We start from the raw sequence: 17,161 nt of genomic DNA, 5'->3' as shown, positions 1-17,161 counted from the left end.
TCCAAAGAACTATAATTATTAAAAAAAAAGCGCCCCTGTGTGATGACTCCATCACACAGAGACGCTATTCGCGTGGTTCCACTCTGCTTCGAACATTTTTACAAATGTTCCTATCACCGATAACGGCGGCACCGCTCCTACCTAATCACCATAAAGGCTTTCTGCAGAAGACTCAGAGGGGCATTTCAATGAATGAATACTTAAGCTGCTTTCAGCCGAGGACAGCTCTCTCTATAAAGAATTACACTCATTTACTTTTCCTCTTCAACGTTGGTTGTCAATTGGTTTATTATTATGCTTTATTCATCGCAAGAACTTGATTCAAACGAGCATTAACTGCTTCTCTTCCAAGTAAGGCAATCGCCTGTGGTAGTTCAGGTCCATGTGTTTCACCTGTCGTAGCCACACGTATTGGCATAAAGAGTTTTTTACCTTTATGACCAGTTGCCTTTTGAGTAGCCTTGATAGCTGATTTAATCGCAGCTGGCTCAAATTCTTCAACTTCTTTAAGTTGGTCTAAGAATCCTTGCATCACTTCAGGAATTTGCTCTTCGTTTAGTACTGTCATTGCCTCTTCATTATACTGAATTTCTTGCTTAAAGAACAACTCAGTAAGCTCAACAATTTCTCTACCATAGTGAAGTTGTTCTTGATAAAGGGCGATTAGTTCTTGAGCCCATTCCTTTTGTTCCGCTGTCATTTCAAGAGGGAATCTTCCTGCTTCAACAAGATGTGGAAGAGTAAGTTCAACCACTCGATCAAGACTCGCCTGTTTAATATATTGATTATTCATCCAGTAGAGTTTTTGTGAATCAAAAACTGCCGGCGAAGTGGACAAGCGTTCTGGATCAAAGATTTCGATCAATTGCTCTTTCGTAAACAGCTCTTCTTCTCCCTTAGGCGACCAACCAAGTAGTGTCACAAAATTAAATAACGCTTCTGGAAGAAAACCTAAGTCATGGTACTGTTCAATATACTGCACAATTGATTTATCCCGCTTACTAAGCTTCTTCTTCTGATCATTAACGATCAGTGTCATATGACCAAATTTAGGTGGTTCAAAACCAAATGCTTCGTAGATCATTAACTGCTTAGGTGTGTTTGAGATATGATCATCCCCACGAAGAACGTGAGAAATCTTCATATGGTGATCATCGAGAGCAACTGCATAGTTGTAAGTCGGAATACCGTTCTTCTTAACGATAACAAAGTCGCCAATTCCATTCGATTCAAAGGATACGCGGTCTTTTACAACATCGTCAAACGAATATTCTTTATCACGTGGAACTGCAAAACGAATGCTCGGTTCTCTACCTTCCGCTTCTAACTTTTCACGCTGATCTTCTGTAAGATGTCGACATTTTCCAGAATATCGAGGCATTTCTCCTCGCGCACGCTGTGCTTCTCGCTCTGCCTCAAGCTCATCTTCTGTACAATAACATTTATATGCAAGTTCTTTATTCAAAAGCTCTTTTGTATGTTCAGTATAAATATCTAGACGTTCCATTTGAGTATATGGACCGTATTCTCCCTCTTTATCGATACTTTCATCCCAATCCATTCCTAGCCACTTTAAGTAATCAAGCTGATTCTCAACGCCGCCTTCAACATTACGAGACTGGTCCGTATCTTCAATACGAATGATGAACTTACCGCCTTGATTTCTAGCAAACAAATAATTAAATAACGCCGTTCTTGCATTCCCAATATGTAAATAACCTGTTGGGCTCGGCGCATAACGTACGCGTACTTCGTTTCCCATTATATCCACCACCATTAATTATTATCTTTAACTGTCTTATTATTTTACCATTACCGTCAAATTATCGGTCAAGCTTTTTGAAGCAATACGACAACTTCAGCCGCAATTCCTTCCCCTCTACCAGTAAATCCAAGCTTCTCTGAAGTAGTAGCTTTCACATTCACCTGGCTAATGTCACCCTCAAGTAAATGAGCAATCACTTCACGCATAGCTGAAATATGAGGAGCCATTTTGGGAAGCTGCGCAATAATCGTGCAATCCACATTACCGAGCGTGAAGCCTTTTTCCTTCACAATTCCAAATACATGTCGAAGAAGTTCCTTTGAATCAGCATCTTTAAAAGCTTCATCTGTATCGGGAAAATGTTTTCCTATATCGCCTTCTCCAATAGCCCCAAGACAAGCATCCGCAACGGAATGCAGGAGTACGTCAGCATCGGAATGACCAAGCAAACCTTTCTCAAATGGAATGGTAACCCCTCCAATAATACACGGACGGTCTTCCACTAACTTATGTACATCAAAGCCATGACCAACTCGCATTAAACTCCACTCTCCCTCTTCTCTCGCAAGATCGCTCTCGCAAAAATTAAATCTTCAGGTGTTGTTAATTTCACATTCCAATAATCGCCCGGGATCACTTGGACTGAGCGTCCATTCATCTCTACTAAACTGGCGTCGTCAGTTCCTATCACACCGTTCTCCTCAGCCCATTTATGAACTCCTTTGATGACCGAAAGACGAAAAGCCTGTGGAGTTTGCACGGCCCACAAGCTTGAGCGATCAATGGTTTTCTGCACCTTCAGTTCATCCACTTGCTTCACTGTGTCCTTAACTGGAACAGCTACAATCGCACCATCATAATCTTTAGCTGCTGTCGCCGCTTGATTTGCAACTTCATGTGTAAAAAATGGACGGGCGCCATCGTGAATTAAAACAATTTTATCCCCTTGCAATGCTTTAAGTCCTTCATAAACACTTTGCTGACGTTCATAGCCACCTGTTACGACACGACTTACCTTTGTTAATCCATATTCCTGAATAAGCGAGTGAAAATCTTCATGCTCACGTTCATTTACAGCGAGCACGATCTCCTCGCAATTTGGGTCACTCTGAAAAACCGATATCGTATGAACGATAATCGGTTTTCCTTCAAGCATAATAAATTGTTTGTTTTTCCCTGCGTTCATCCTTTTTCCCTGTCCGGCAGCAGGAATGACTACTGAATATTTCAAAGCTAGAACCCCCGTCGCCTATCACTTAAAGTGCTTTTTCGAGTAGTTTGGGTTTGGCAAAAATCATGCGTCCAGCTGATGTCTGCAATACGCTTGTTACAAGAACATCAATCGTTTTGCCAATATAATTCCTACCTTCTTCCACTACAATCATTGTACCATCGTCTAGATAGGCTACGCCCTGATTATATTCTTTTCCATCTTTGATGACTTGAACATTAAGCTCTTCACCAGGGAGAACGACTGGTTTAACCGCATTAGCTAAATCGTTGATGTTCAACACTTGAACCTTTTGAAGTTCGCATACTTTATTTAAGTTAAAGTCGTTTGTAACAACCATGCCATTAACAAGCTTGGCAAGCTTAACTAATTTACTATCAACTTCTTGAATTTCTTCAAAATCACCTTCGTATATTTCCACATTCACCGCAAGCTCTTTTTGGATCTTGTTTAGTATATCAAGACCTCGACGACCACGGTTTCGTTTCAAAACGTCTGATGAATCAGCAATATGCTGCAATTCCTCCAGTACAAATTGTGGTATAACGAGTGTTCCTTCAAGAAAACCAGTTTGACAGATATCAGCAATTCTTCCGTCAATAATTACGCTTGTATCAAGGATTTTCAATTTGGATGAACCAGAATCAATCTCATCCTCATCGTTATCCTTTTTCTTATCTTTTCCTTTGGTGTTCGAGAAAAGATTAATCAGCTCATCACGCTTTTTAAATCCAACCTGGAATCCAAAATACCCAAGCAAAATGGTAATGAAAATCGGCAGAATGTTACTCACAACTGGAAAATTAATCTCAGCCAGAGGTACGGTTAGTAAAAATGCAATTATAAGTCCAATAATCAGTCCAATTGCCCCAAATAGTACGTCTCCAACCGGTGCACTAACAACCTTTTCTTCAACCAGACGAATGAAATCGACAATATAATCTGTCACCCAAAAAGTTGCTAGAAAGAATAACACCGCTCCTATGACAGCACCTGCATAAGAATTAGTAAATACTGCTGGAAGGTCCCCTATATTGAGTAATTGTATTAAATCTGGTAAGTATACTAATCCCAGTGCTCCGCCTAAAATGATAAAAAATAACTGTACAATCCACTTTATCATTGACGTTTTCACCTCCTTTTAACATTATAAACAAATTCTCAGAATTGAAACATAAATCCTTGAAGTTTGTGAATTTTATAGTATGATTATAGGTTAGCTTGCATGACTATAAATTAATTATAGATTAGCACACCCCCTATGGAATGTCTATTTCACAGCCCTATATGTGGCGATCTACAAAGAGTTGCTCCTGAATTCGTTTCAATCCATCTTTAATTTTCTTAGCTCGAATGGCCCCAATTCCATCTACATGATCGAGTTCTTCAATAGAGGCTTTAGAAATAGCGTTAAGGTTTTCAAAACTATCTACCAAGTTCTCAATTATATTTGATGGCAGTCTCGGAATTTTATGCAAGATCCGATACCCTCTCGGTGCTACATTCTCATTTTGATCATGATAACCCAGAATTCTCATAATGGCATTGTCTTCTAGTAAGTCATCACTTGAAAGCTTCTTTAAACGTTTCATAACATCAGCTGGAGATTCATCCACATCTTTTACGTAATCTCCAATCAGCCACTTTGCTTCCGATTCAAGATTCGAAACAAGCTCTTCCATCTGCATACTAATCAGTCGACCTTCCGTACCAAGCTCATTAATGTAGTTAAGGATCTCCTTTTTGATGCGCAAAACCATCTCAATACGATGGATAACTTGAGCAACTTCCTGAAGGGTTACGAGTTCTTCAAACTCAAGAGCTCCGAGATCAGTAATCCCTTGATCAAGAACTGATTTGTATTTTTCAAGTGTTTGCATCGCCTGATTCGCTTTTGTCAGTATAACGCCGATTTCCTTTAATGAATATCGAATACTTCCTTGATAAAGTGTAATAACGTTACGACGCTGTGAGATCGAGATCACTAGATTACCTGTTTGCTTGGCGACGCGTTCCGCTGTTCGATGTCGGATACCCGTCTCAGTAGACGGGATCGAAGTCTCGGGTATTAACTGTGTATTAGCATAAAGGATTTTAGAAGCTTCTTTGTTTAAAATAATGGCTCCATCCATTTTCGCAAGCTCATACAAGTAAGCAGGGGTAAACCGACACTCTATTGAAAATCCACCATCAACAATGTCCTGCAATTTCCCATCATACCCTACAACGATTAAACCGCCAGTATTAGCTCGTAGTATATTATCGATTCCATGCCTTAACTGCGTACCGGGTGCAACGATTTTTAGAATTTCATTTATGATTTCCTGCTGCTTATCGATCTCCATCTTCTACCCTCCTAGCGCTTCATTTAATGCTTCATCTACGGTTTGAACTCCAATAACCTGAATACCTTCAGGGAAAGTCCAACCACCTATATTTTTCTTCGGAATAATAGCCCGCTCAAAACCAAGTTTGGCAGCTTCAATCACTCGTTGTTCGATGCGTGATACCCTTCTGATTTCTCCTGTTAGTCCAATTTCTCCTACCACAATATCTGATGGACGTGTTGGTTGATCTCTAAAACTGGAAGCGATTGAAACTGCAATAGCAAGATCAATTGCCGGCTCATCAAGTCGCACACCACCCGCAACATTTAAATAGGCATCCTGATTTTGCAGGAGAAGTCCTACTCTTTTCTCAAGAACTGCCATTAATAGAGAAACGCGATTATGATCAATCCCTGTCGCGGTTCTTCGTGGATTCCCAAAGCTTGTTGGTGATATTAATGCCTGGATCTCAACTAGAACAGTTCTTGTTCCCTCCATAGATGCAACAACCGTTGAACCAGCTGATCCAGATGATCGTTCTTCTAGAAAGATTTCTGAAGGGTTCAGCACTTCTTCAAGCCCCTCTTCCTTCATCTCAAAAACACCAATTTCATTTGTTGAGCCAAAACGGTTCTTTACTCCGCGTAGAATTCGGAACGTATGGTGACGTTCCCCTTCAAAATAAAGCACAGCGTCAACCATATGTTCTAAAAGTCTCGGACCAGCGATTGACCCCTCTTTTGTCACATGGCCAACAATGAAAATAGCTATTCCTCTTGTTTTAGCTATACGCATAAGTTGAGAAGTACATTCCCGCACTTGTGAAACACTTCCGGGTGCAGACGTAACTTCTGACCTGAAAATGGTTTGGATCGAATCGATGATCACAAGCTGGGGGTTTATTTCTTCAATTGCTTTACTAATATACTCAAGATCAGTCTCTGCTAATACATATAATTTTTCTGCATCGACTCCTAGACGATCTGCACGAAGCTTCGTCTGCTTGACAGACTCTTCACCAGATATATATAGAACCGGATGATCTTGGTCAGCAAGCTTTGATGACGTTTGGAGCAAAAGAGTTGACTTACCAATACCCGGGTCCCCTCCAACAAGTACGAGGGAGCCTGGTACTACTCCGCCGCCTAACACGCGATCAAGCTCTGTAATATGAGTTAAAATTCTAGGCTCCATTTCTTTTTGAATACGTCGGATGGACGTCGGTTTACTTGCAGTTTCATTACTTGAAGTAACAAAACGTCTTCGGTCATTGTCACCTGGTACAACCTCTTCCACCATAGTATTCCATTGATGGCACCCCGGACATTTCCCCATCCATTTAGCAGATTCATAGCCACAATCCTGACACATAAATTTCGTTTTTTTCTTTGCCATTTAACACCCTCACCTTCACGATCAACCGAACAAATTACTATCTTTATTTTATCACAACTTATAAGTTCCTATGAACTCATAATGATTGGCAGATTTAAAAAGTTCTCTAGGACAACTAAACCGTCCTGATTATTGAAATAAACTGCTTTTCAACTCTTTTACTCTAGCATCCCGAAATAAGACATTATTATTGTCTCAATACCTTTCCCTTAAGTATCTAAAACCACTCCTCAAATATAAAAAAACCGGAAGACATTTGCCTTCCGGTTGTTATTCTTAAGATGAAGTTGCTTCAGAAAGGGTTTCGACAACAAAATCATTTTCTTTATAATCGATTTTCACTCGTTGACCTTTTTCGATGTTACCTCTAAGCAACTCTTCAGAAAGACGATCTTCAATATGGCGCTGTAGAGCTCTTCTAAGCGGTCGAGCACCATATTCTGGATCATAACCTTCCTCAGAGATCTTATCTAGAGCCGTATCCGTTAATTCAAAATCAATACCATGATCTGATAGACGAGCTTTAAGCTGGTTGGCCATCAGAACAATGATTTCCTTCAAGTGTTTCTTTTCAAGAGAATGGAATACAATCGTCTCATCAATTCGGTTTAGGAACTCTGGACGGAAAGTCTTCTTAAGATCATCCATCACTTTACCTTTCATATCGCTATATTCCTGACCTTCAGAGCCAGTTGAAAAGCCAACGTATTTATTACGTTTAAGCGTGCTAGCTCCAACGTTTGAAGTCATAATAACGACTGTATTACGGAAATCGACTACGCGACCTTTAGAATCAGTCAAACGTCCATCTTCTAGTACTTGAAGAAGAATATTAAAGACATCTGGATGTGCTTTCTCAATTTCATCTAGCAAGATAACAGAATAAGGTTTGCGTCTTACCTTCTCAGTTAACTGCCCGCCTTCTTCATATCCAACGTAACCTGGAGGTGAACCAACAAGACGTGACGTTGAGTGTTTCTCCATGTACTCAGACATATCAATTCGAATAACAGAATCTTCTTCACCGAATAGTGTTTCAGCAACAGCACGAGCTAGTTCAGTTTTACCTACCCCTGTTGGCCCAAGGAAAATAAATGAACCAATTGGGCGCTTAGGATCCTTCAATCCAGCACGAGCACGTCGTACTGCTTTTGAAATGGATTTTACGGCTTCTTCTTGACCGATCAGGCGATTATGAAGAATCTCTTCCATTTTCAATAGACGTTCTGTTTCCTGCTCTTCTAGCTTGGAAACCGGGATACCGGTCCAATTGGCAACGACAATTGCAATATCCTCCGGTGTAACCTCTTGATTCTCTTTTCCTTGCTTTTCTTTCCATTCTTTCTTCGTCTGCTCTAGCTGCTCGCGTAAGCGTTGTTCAGAATCACGAAGAGAAGCGGCTTTCTCAAACTCCTGGCTTTGTACAGAGGCATCCTTTTCTTTTCGAACCTCTTCAAGCTTCTTATCAAGTTCTTTTAAATTTGGTGGTGCAGTATAAGAACGAAGGCGAACTTTCGAAGCGGCTTCGTCAATTAAATCAATTGCTTTATCCGGTAAGAAACGATCCGAAATGTAACGATCTGAAAGTTTAACCGCGGCTTCGATCGCATCGTCAGTAATCGTAACGCGGTGATGAGCTTCATAACGATCTCTAAGTCCCTTTAAAATAAGAGCGGACTCATCACTTGTCGGTTCGTTAACTTGAATTGGTTGGAAGCGGCGTTCAAGGGCAGCATCCTTCTCAATGTATTTACGATACTCATCAAGAGTAGTAGCACCAATACATTGAAGTTCTCCTCTTGCTAGTGCAGGTTTAAGAATATTTGAAGCATCAATTGCTCCTTCTGCACCACCAGCACCAATTAGTGTATGAAGTTCATCAATAAACAGAATAATGTTACCTGCCTGACGAATTTCATCCATTACTTTCTTCAAACGGTCTTCAAATTCACCGCGGTATTTCGTACCTGCAACGACAGTACCCATATCTAGCGTCATAACGCGCTTATCACGAAGCGTTTCAGGTACTTCATTGTTAATAATTTGCTGAGCAAGGCCTTCTGCAATTGCAGTTTTACCAACTCCTGGCTCTCCGATTAGGACAGGATTATTCTTTGTACGTCGGCTAAGCACTTCAATCACTCGCTCAATTTCTTTGCTTCGACCAATAACAGGATCCAGTCCGTTGTCTCGAGCGATCACAGTAAGATCTCTTGCAAGACTATCTAGTGTAGGAGTATTCGCGCTCGCTCCTCCAGCTTGATGACTAGAAGAAGAGCTTTCATTACTACCTAACAATTGTAGAACCTGCTGGCGAGCTTTATTCAAGCTTACCCCTAAGTTATTAAGTACGCGTGCAGCAACGCCTTCACCCTCACGAATTAAGCCAAGTAGAATATGTTCAGTACCTACATAGGAATGGCTCAACTTACGTGCTTCATCCATCGATAATTCAATCACTTTTTTAGCTCGTGGTGTATAGTGAATGGATTGAACAGAGTCCTGTCCGCGTCCAATTAACTTCTCTACTTCTTTTTGAATCTTGTCTGAGCCAAGTCCAAGTGCTGTTAACGCTTTGGCTGCAATACCTTCACCTTCACGGACTAACCCAAGTAAGATATGTTCAGTACCAACGTTGTTATGGCCAAGTCGGATCGCCTCTTCTTGTGCTAAAGCAAGTACTTTCTGGGCACGTTCTGTAAATCGTCCAAACATCATTGTTCATCACCCTCCAAATTCTTCGTTAGTTGATCTTCAAGTTCAAGTCTTTCTCTAATTAAAGTAGCACGTTTGATATCTCGTTCCGTAGGGGTAAGACTTGCCCCAGCATACTGCTGTAAGAAACCTGGTTGCGTTAGGATAAGCAATTCATTCAATATCGATTTAGATAAGCCTTTTACAAGACCTAAATCAATACCAAGTCTTACATCTGACAAACACTTAGCTGCTTCTTTTGATTGAATAATTCTGCTGTTCTGCAGAACACCAAGGGCACGATAAATACGATCCTCTAACTCAATTCTGGAGTTATCTAGAAGTGCCCTTCTAGCAGCACGTTCTTTTTCGATAACTTGCATAACCACACCTTGTAAATCTTCGATGATGTCATCTTCTGTCTTTCCAAGAGTGATCTGATTTGATATCTGAAAAATATTACCTAGCGCTTCGCTACCTTCCCCATAGCTACCTCTTACGACCAGACCGAGCTGGTTGATAGCCGGAATAATATGGTTTAATTGCTGTGTTAATACAAGCGCAGGGAGGTGTAGCATAACAGAAGCTCGCATGCCGGTTCCCACATTAGTAGGACAACTTGTTAAATATCCTTTTCTTTCATCAAATGCGTAGTCAACTTTTCCTTCAATCCAGTTATCTAATGAATTTGCAATGCTTAGCGCCTTCTTCAGTTCGAACCCTGCAACTAGACATTGAATACGAAAATGATCTTCTTCATTAATCATTATACTAACCGTTTCATTCTCGCTCAGAAGCACGCCGCCGTTATTTGAGTGTTCGATAAGGTTAGGACTAATCAAGTGCTTCTCCACAAGAACTCTCTTCTCGATAGGTTTTAACTCATCCATTTCAATTAATTCAAGTTCACCAATCTGGTCGTCTGGAATATCTGTAAACTGTTGTCGAACTTCTTTTATAACTTGTAAATTATCCTCACTGTTTGAAACGATCGGAAAAACATAATTCTTTAAGTTACGTGCAAATCGGACCCGACTACTCATGACAATATCAGAATCTGGACCCTCATCTTTCATCCATGGGCTTACGGCTTCACTGATAAAATGCTGAAGTGACATTATGCTCCCCCTTCCCATTTGCTCTTTTCTTCAAGGGAACGAATCAAATCTCTAGTTTCTGCAGCTTTTTCAAATTCTTCATGCTGGATATACTCTTTCATTTTGCTTCTTAAGTTCTGGACTTTGCGTTCAATTTCTATCGCTGCTCCAGCCCTCTTCGGAACTTTTCCAGCGTGAACAGTATTGCCCCCATGAACTTTTTTAAGTATAGGATCCAAGTTATCCGAAAAGGTTTTGTAGCACTCAGAACACCCAAATCTTCCAATCTTAGTGAATTGTTGATAGGTCAACCCACACTTTGGACAGTGTATTGGCTCTTTTTTATAAAAAGACTGAGCTGGATTCTCCTCAATAGGGGTATCGAAATTTAGTAATCCCGATAATAAGTTATGGATAGAAAAATGGTTAGTGCCTGGCTCAACCTCACCTTTTTCCTTAGCACACTTCTCACAAATGTGAAACTCTGTTTTTTCACCATTAATAATCTTAGTGAAATGAAGCGTAGCAGGGCGCTCACCACATTCCTGACAAGTCATAGGGCAACCCTCCTTCTCTACCCTAAAAAGTATAAAATTTATTTATATTTTAAAGCAGTTAGCATTGCACGCAACATATTCGCACGCAGATGATCTCTAACTGGTAATTCTATAGTAATCACAGTACGATCTAGTACGCTTAACATTAACTTCGCTTCTCGCTCCGAAATTACCTCTTCTTCATGTAAACGAAGAATAATATTTTCTGAAACTACTTGTGGCACTTGATTTTTGACGATCTGTATCATTTCGTCTATTAAATCAGCGTGGGTTTCGGGTTTAACTTTAACGATCCGTATATAACCCCCTCCACCTCTCTTACTTTCCACAATATAGCCTTTTTCAATCGTAAAGCGGGTATTTATTACATAATTAATTTGTGAGGGAACACATTGAAATTTATCTGCTATTTCACTTCGCTTTATTTCAACAGCATCCCTTCCATCCACCATTAAAATTTTCTTTAAATATGCTTCAATAATATCGGAAACATTCCTCACGTAGTTCCCTCCTCTCCGTCCCCATACTGACTTTGACTATATTTGACGTTAAATATATTATAACGTTTTTATCAAGGATTGCAAAGCAACAAGCCTATCGTAGTTCTTCTGTATAAAGCATTACCATTTAAGATAAATCCAAGACTCTTTTTTCTCTAGTTTTCACCTTTTAATAGAGCAACTAAAATTTTCTTCAGAAAACTATTAAACAAAAAAATACGATCAGACTCGAATAATTCATTTGCTACATAAGGGTAGCAAGATTTTTCATTAAAAGTTTCTTAGCCCTGCTATATGAATTGCTTTTATTTCTCAATTATATAGAGTGCTTAGATAGAGAATATATCCGATCAGGTATTTAGATGCTTGAGGAATTACTCTGCGATAGTAAGGCAAAACAATTATGCAAACAGAAAAATTAATTCTGCGATCTTTTAAAACAGAACTAGCTATCTAAAAGTGTTGAGAAAGAAATACAAAAAAAGCGAGAAACCCTCAGGTCTCTCGCTTTTCTTCATTGCCCAGCGACGTCCTACTCTTGCAGGGGGAGATCCCCCAACTACCATCGGCGCTGAAGAGCTTAACTTCCGTGTTCGGCATGGGAACGGGTGTGACCTCTTCGCCATCATCACTAGACTAACAGGATGTTAGCCGTTCGGTGTTCACCACAGGACGTGGTGACACTTAATCGAACTTCCTTATTTCAGGTGTTCCCTGAAAACTAGATAGCACGCACAACTTTCCAATATTTTAGGTTAAGCCCTCGATCGATTAGTATTCGTCAGCTCCACGTGTTGCCACGCTTCCACCCCGAACCTATCTACCTCATCATCTCTAAGGGATCTTACCAGCTTAATGCTGTGGGAAATCTCATCTCGAGGGGGGCTTCATGCTTAGATGCTTTCAGCACTTATCCCTTCCACACGTAGCTACCCAGCTATGCTCCTGGCGGAACAACTGGTACACCAGCGGTGTGTCCATCCCGGTCCTCTCGTACTAAGGACAGCTCCTCTCAAATTTCCTGCGCCCGCGACGGATAGGGACCGAACTGTCTCACGACGTTCTGAACCCAGCTCGCGTACCGCTTTAATGGGCGAACAGCCCAACCCTTGGGACCTACTTCAGCCCCAGGATGCGATGAGCCGACATCGAGGTGCCAAACCTCCCCGTCGATGTGGACTCTTGGGGGAGATAAGCCTGTTATCCCCAGGGTAGCTTTTATCCGTTGAGCGATGGCCCTTCCATGCGGAACCACCGGATCACTAAGCCCGACTTTCGTCCCTGCTCGACTTGTAGGTCTCGCAGTCAAGCTCCCTTGTGCCTTTACACTCTGCGAATGATTTCCAACCATTCTGAGGGAACCTTTGGGCGCCTCCGTTACACTTTAGGAGGCGACCGCCCCAGTCAAACTGCCCACCTGACACTGTCTCCGCACCGGATCACGGTGCTGGGTTAGAATGTCAGTACAGCCAGGGTAGTATCCCACCGACGCCTCCATCGAACCTGGCGGTCCGACTTCTATGGCTCCTACCTATCCTGTACAAGCTGTACCAAAATCCAATATCAGGCTACAGTAAAGCTCCATGGGGTCTTTCCGTCCTGTCGCGGGTAACCTGCATCTTCACAGGTACTATAATTTCACCGGGTCTCTCGTTGAGACAGTATCCAAGTCGTTGCACCTTTCGTGCGGGTCGGAACTTACCCGACAAGGAATTTCGCTACCTTAGGACCGTTATAGTTACGGCCGCCGTTTACTGGGGCTTCGATTCAGAGCTTCTCCCGTAAGGGATAACCCCTCCTCTTAACCTTCCAGCACCGGGCAGGTGTCAGCCCCTATACTTCGCCTTACGGCTTTGCAGAGACCTGTGTTTTTGCTAAACAGTCGCTTGGATCTTTTCACTGCGGCTCCCCTGGGCTATAAACCCGAGGAAGCACCCCTTCTCCCGAAGTTACGGGGTCATTTTGCCGAGTTCCTTAACGAGAGTTCTCCCGATCGTCTTAGGATTCTCTCCTCGCCTACCTGTGTCGGTTTGCGGTACGGGCACCTTTTTCCTCACTAGAGGCTTTTCTTGGCAGCGTAGAATCAAGGACTTCGGTACTAAATTTCCCTCGCCATCACGACTCAGCCTTCACGGTGAACGGATTTGCCTATTCACCAGCCTAATCGCTTGGACGCGCATTTCCAGCAGCGCGCTCTCCCTATCTTTCTGCGTCCCCCCGTCGTTCAAACGGAAAGGAGGTGGTACAGGAATATCAACCTGTTATCCATCGCCTACGCCTTTCGGCCTCGGCTTAGGTCCCGACTAACCCTGAGCGGACGAGCCTTCCTCAGGAAACCTTGGGCTTTCGACGGACAAGATTCTCACTTGTCTTTCGCTACTCATACCGGCATTCTCACTTCTAAGCGCTCCACCAGTCCTTTCGGTCTGACTTCACAGCCCTTAGAACGCTCTCCTACCATTGTCGTAAGACAATCCACAGCTTCGGTGATACGTTTAGCCCCGGTACATTTTCGGCGCAGCGTCACTCGACCAGTGAGCTATTACGCACTCTTTAAATGATGGCTGCTTCTAAGCCAACATCCTGGTTGTCTAAGCAACGCCACATCCTTTTCCACTTAACGTATACTTTGGGACCTTAGCTGGTGGTCTGGGCTGTTTCCCTCTCGACTACGGATCTTATCACTCGCAGTCTGACTCCCGCGGATAAATCGTTGGCATTCGGAGTTTGACTGGATTCGGTAATCCGGTAAGGACCCCTAGTCCAATCAGTGCTCTACCTCCAAGATTCTTGCCGCGAGGCTAGCCCTAAAGCTATTTCGGAGAGAACCAGCTATCTCCAGGTTCGATTGGCATTTCACCGCTACCCACACCTCATCCCCGCATTTTTCAACATGCGTGGGTTCGGGCCTCCATTCAGTGTTACCTGAACTTCACCCTGGACATGGGTAGATCACCTGGTTTCGGGTCTACGACCACGTACTATTTCGCCCTATTCAGACTCGCTTTCGCTGCGGCTCCGCCTTCTCAGCTTAACCTTGCACGGGATCGTAACTCGCCGGTTCATTCTACAAAAGGCACGCTGTCACCCATTAACGGGCTCCAACTAGTTGTAGGCACACGGTTTCAGGTTCTTTTTCACTCCCCTTCCGGGGTGCTTTTCACCTTTCCCTCACGGTACTGGTTCACTATCGGTCACTAGAGAGTATTTAGCCTTGGGAGATGGTCCTCCCGGATTCCGACGGGGTTTCACGTGTCCCGCCGTACTCAGGATCCGTCTCGGAGGGCATCGGATTTTGACTACAGGATTGTTACCTTCTCTGATGGACCTTTCCAGGTCGCTTCGTCTATCCGTGCCTTTGTAACTCCAAAGAGACGTCCTACAACCCCAGAGGGCAAGCCCTCTGGTTTGGGCTGATTCCGTTTCGCTCGCCGCTACTCAGGAAATCGCGTTTGCTTTCTCTTCCTCCGGGTAATGAGATGTTTCAGTTCCCCGGGTCTGCCTTCCATTCCCTATGTATTCAGAAATGGATACCATCCTATTAAAGATGGTGGGTTCCCCCATTCGGAAATCTCCGGATCAAAGCGTACTTACAGCTCCCCGAAGCATATCGGTGTTCGTCCCGTCCTTCTTAGGCTTCTAGTGCCAAGGCATCCACCGTGCGCCCTTAGTAGCTTAACCTTCGATTTGTTAGGCATTACTGCCATCACGCATCAGTTATTACTAAGTTATTGCATAAAAATAATTATTGGATGTCGTTGTTTGTGCTATCTAGTTTTCAAGGAACAAGGCTACTACTTGAATCCGCCTAAGCTTCATCACTTCACCTATTTTGAAAGAATAAATCATTCTTTCAAAACTAAACGAAACGCTCATGTAAGGTTGGTAACGTAAGTTACCTTCGTAATTCTCCATAGAAAGGAGGTGATCCAGCCGCACCTTCCGATACGGCTACCTTGTTACGACTTCACCCCAATCATTTGTCCCACCTTCGGCGGCTGGCTCCATAAAGGTTACCCCACCGACTTCGGGTGTTACAAACTCTCGTGGTGTGACGGGCGGTGTGTACAAGGCCCGGGAACGTATTCACCGCGGCATGCTGATCCGCGATTACTAGCAATTCCGGCTTCATGCAGGCGAGTTGCAGCCTGCAATCCGAACTGAGAACGGCTTTATGGGATTCGCTTCACCTCGCGGTGTTGCTGCCCTTTGTACCGTCCATTGTAGCACGTGTGTAGCCCAGGTCATAAGGGGCATGATGATTTGACGTCATCCCCACCTTCCTCCGGTTTGTCACCGGCAGTCACCTTAGAGTGCCCAACTAAATGCTGGCAACTAAGATCAAGGGTTGCGCTCGTTGCGGGACTTAACCCAACATCTCACGACACGAGCTGACGACAACCATGCACCACCTGTCACTCTGTCCCCCGAAGGGGAACGTCCTGTCTCCAGGATTGTCAGAGGATGTCAAGACCTGGTAAGGTTCTTCGCGTTGCTTCGAATTAAACCACATGCTCCACTGCTTGTGCGGGCCCCCGTCAATTCCTTTGAGTTTCAACCTTGCGGTCGTACTCCCCAGGCGGAGTGCTTAATGTGTTAACTTCAGCACTGAGGGTGGAACCCCCCAACACCTAGCACTCATCGTTTACGGCGTGGACTACCAGGGTATCTAATCCTGTTTGCTCCCCACGCTTTCGCGCCTCAGCGTCAGTTACAGACCAGAGAGCCGCCTTCGCCACTGGTGTTCCTCCACATATCTACGCATTTCACCGCTACACGTGGAATTCCACTCTCCTCTTCTGCACTCAAGTCCTCCAGTTTCCAATGACCCTCCACGGTTGAGCCGTGGGCTTTCACATCAGACTTAAAAGACCGCCTGCGCGCGCTTTACGCCCAATAATTCCGGACAACGCTTGCCACCTACGTATTACCGCGGCTGCTGGCACGTAGTTAGCCGTGGCTTTCTGGTTAGGTACCGTCAAGGTACCGCCCTATTCGAACGGTACTTGTTCTTCCCTAACAACAGAGCTTTACGACCCGAAGGCCTTCGTCACTCACGCGGCGTTGCTCCGTCAGACTTTCGTCCATTGCGGAAGATTCCCTACTGCTGCCTCCCGTAGGAGTCTGGGCCGTGTCTCAGTCCCAGTGTGGCCGATCACCCTCTCAGGTCGGCTACGCATCGTCGCCTTGGTAAGCCATTACCTTACCAACTAGCTAATGCGCCGCGGGCCCATCCTGCAGCGTTAGCTCGAAAGCCAACTTTCAACATTGCACCATGCGGTGCGATGTATTACCCGGTATTAGCTCCGGTTTCCCGGAGTTATCCCAGTCTGCAGGGCAGGTTGCCCACGTGTTACTCACCCGTCCGCCGCTAAGATCAGGGAGCAAGCTCCCATCTCTTCGCTCGACTTGCATGTATTAGGCACGCCGCCAGCGTTCGTCCTGAGCCAGGATCAAACTCTCCGATAGAAAGCTCAATCTAGCTTTTAAAACAATGTTTTGTTTCCGTAGAAACAACTACTTACATGGCGTTTCGTTCAGTTTTCAAAGATCGATTATTTCTTTCGTGTCGTTTTCAGCGACCAAACATCATAC

General features: G+C 43.7%; 10 protein-coding genes, 3 rRNA genes and 1 other annotated feature. All 13 genes read right to left on the bottom strand.

What is annotated here, in order from left to right; genetic code table 11:
- Window positions 1-54: 54 nt before the first annotated feature.
- Window positions 55-277: a binding site (T-box leader), on the bottom strand.
- 15 nt (window positions 278-292) lie between these two features.
- A complete protein-coding gene (gene gltX, locus IQ283_RS11240; protein WP_194220275.1) occupies window positions 293-1,762 on the bottom strand; it encodes a glutamate--tRNA ligase in 1,470 nt (489 codons plus the stop codon).
- Window positions 1,763-1,830: 68 nt separating this feature from the next.
- A complete protein-coding gene (ispF, locus tag IQ283_RS11235) occupies window positions 1,831-2,304 on the bottom strand; it encodes a 2-C-methyl-D-erythritol 2,4-cyclodiphosphate synthase (protein WP_194220274.1) in 474 nt (157 codons plus the stop codon).
- On the bottom strand, window positions 2,304-2,996 hold the full coding sequence (ispD, locus tag IQ283_RS11230) for a 2-C-methyl-D-erythritol 4-phosphate cytidylyltransferase (RefSeq protein WP_194220273.1): 693 nt from the start codon (window positions 2,994-2,996) through the stop codon (window positions 2,304-2,306). The genes ispF and ispD overlap by 1 nt, the downstream gene beginning before the upstream one ends.
- A 25-nt stretch (window positions 2,997-3,021) precedes the next feature.
- Window positions 3,022-4,119 (bottom strand): PIN/TRAM domain-containing protein, encoded by a 1,098-nt coding sequence (locus IQ283_RS11225; protein WP_194220272.1) that lies wholly within the window; start codon window positions 4,117-4,119, stop codon window positions 3,022-3,024.
- A gap of 160 nt (window positions 4,120-4,279) precedes the next feature.
- A complete protein-coding gene (gene disA, locus IQ283_RS11220; RefSeq protein WP_194220271.1) occupies window positions 4,280-5,341 on the bottom strand; it encodes a DNA integrity scanning diadenylate cyclase DisA in 1,062 nt (353 codons plus the stop codon).
- A gap of 3 nt (window positions 5,342-5,344) precedes the next feature.
- Window positions 5,345-6,718: a DNA repair protein RadA gene (gene radA, locus IQ283_RS11215; RefSeq protein ID WP_194220270.1), complete on the bottom strand. Its 1,374-nt coding sequence runs from the start codon at window positions 6,716-6,718 to the stop codon at window positions 5,345-5,347.
- Between the two features lie 276 nt (window positions 6,719-6,994).
- Window positions 6,995-9,436 carry an ATP-dependent protease ATP-binding subunit ClpC gene (clpC, locus tag IQ283_RS11210; protein WP_206759457.1) on the bottom strand — a complete coding sequence of 814 codons (2,442 nt, stop codon included), beginning with the start codon at window positions 9,434-9,436 and terminating at the stop codon, window positions 6,995-6,997.
- Entirely contained in the window at window positions 9,433-10,488 is a 1,056-nt protein-coding gene (locus IQ283_RS11205) for a protein arginine kinase (protein WP_408962593.1), read from the bottom strand. The genes clpC and IQ283_RS11205 overlap by 4 nt, the downstream gene beginning before the upstream one ends.
- A 41-nt stretch (window positions 10,489-10,529) precedes the next feature.
- Complete coding sequence (locus IQ283_RS11200) at window positions 10,530-11,066, bottom strand: UvrB/UvrC motif-containing protein (RefSeq protein ID WP_194220267.1); 537 nt, start codon at window positions 11,064-11,066, stop codon at window positions 10,530-10,532.
- 38 nt (window positions 11,067-11,104) lie between these two features.
- Window positions 11,105-11,566, bottom strand: a complete 462-nt coding sequence (locus tag IQ283_RS11195; RefSeq protein WP_194220266.1) for a CtsR family transcriptional regulator — start codon at window positions 11,564-11,566, stop codon at window positions 11,105-11,107.
- A gap of 519 nt (window positions 11,567-12,085) precedes the next feature.
- Window positions 12,086-12,202 (bottom strand): 5S ribosomal RNA (gene rrf, locus IQ283_RS11190).
- A 115-nt stretch (window positions 12,203-12,317) separates the two neighbouring features.
- Window positions 12,318-15,247 (bottom strand): 23S ribosomal RNA (locus IQ283_RS11185).
- A gap of 236 nt (window positions 15,248-15,483) precedes the next feature.
- Window positions 15,484-17,035 (bottom strand): 16S ribosomal RNA (locus IQ283_RS11175).
- Together the 16S, 23S and 5S rRNA genes form the textbook arrangement of a ribosomal RNA operon.
- Between the last annotated feature and the right edge of the window lie 126 nt (window positions 17,036-17,161).

Source organism: Pseudalkalibacillus hwajinpoensis (assembly GCF_015234585.1).
In the GTDB taxonomy this organism is placed as follows: domain Bacteria; phylum Bacillota; class Bacilli; order Bacillales; family Guptibacillaceae; genus Guptibacillus; species Guptibacillus hwajinpoensis_B.
The sequence above is the reverse complement of the archived record's forward strand: the minus strand, read 5'-3'. Positions and strand labels throughout refer to the sequence as shown.

What these genes read in the sequence shown, in the direction of transcription:
- IQ283_RS11225 (WP_194220272.1), bottom strand. Translation starts at nt 4,119, where the DNA reads ATGATAAAGTGGATTGTACAGTTATTTTTTATCATTTTAGGCGGAGCA.
- gltX (WP_194220275.1), bottom strand. Translation starts at nt 1,762, where the DNA reads ATGGGAAACGAAGTACGCGTACGTTATGCGCCGAGCCCAACAGGTTAT.
- disA (WP_194220271.1), bottom strand. Translation starts at nt 5,341, where the DNA reads ATGGAGATCGATAAGCAGCAGGAAATCATAAATGAAATTCTAAAAATC.
- IQ283_RS11205 (WP_408962593.1), bottom strand. Translation starts at nt 10,488, where the DNA reads ATGAAAGATGAGGGTCCAGATTCTGATATTGTCATGAGTAGTCGGGTC.
- ispF (WP_194220274.1), bottom strand. Translation starts at nt 2,304, where the DNA reads ATGCGAGTTGGTCATGGCTTTGATGTACATAAGTTAGTGGAAGACCGT.
- radA (WP_194220270.1), bottom strand. Translation starts at nt 6,718, where the DNA reads ATGGCAAAGAAAAAAACGAAATTTATGTGTCAGGATTGTGGCTATGAA.
- IQ283_RS11200 (WP_194220267.1), bottom strand. Translation starts at nt 11,066, where the DNA reads ATGACTTGTCAGGAATGTGGTGAGCGCCCTGCTACGCTTCATTTCACT.
- clpC (WP_206759457.1), bottom strand. Translation starts at nt 9,436, where the DNA reads ATGATGTTTGGACGATTTACAGAACGTGCCCAGAAAGTACTTGCTTTA.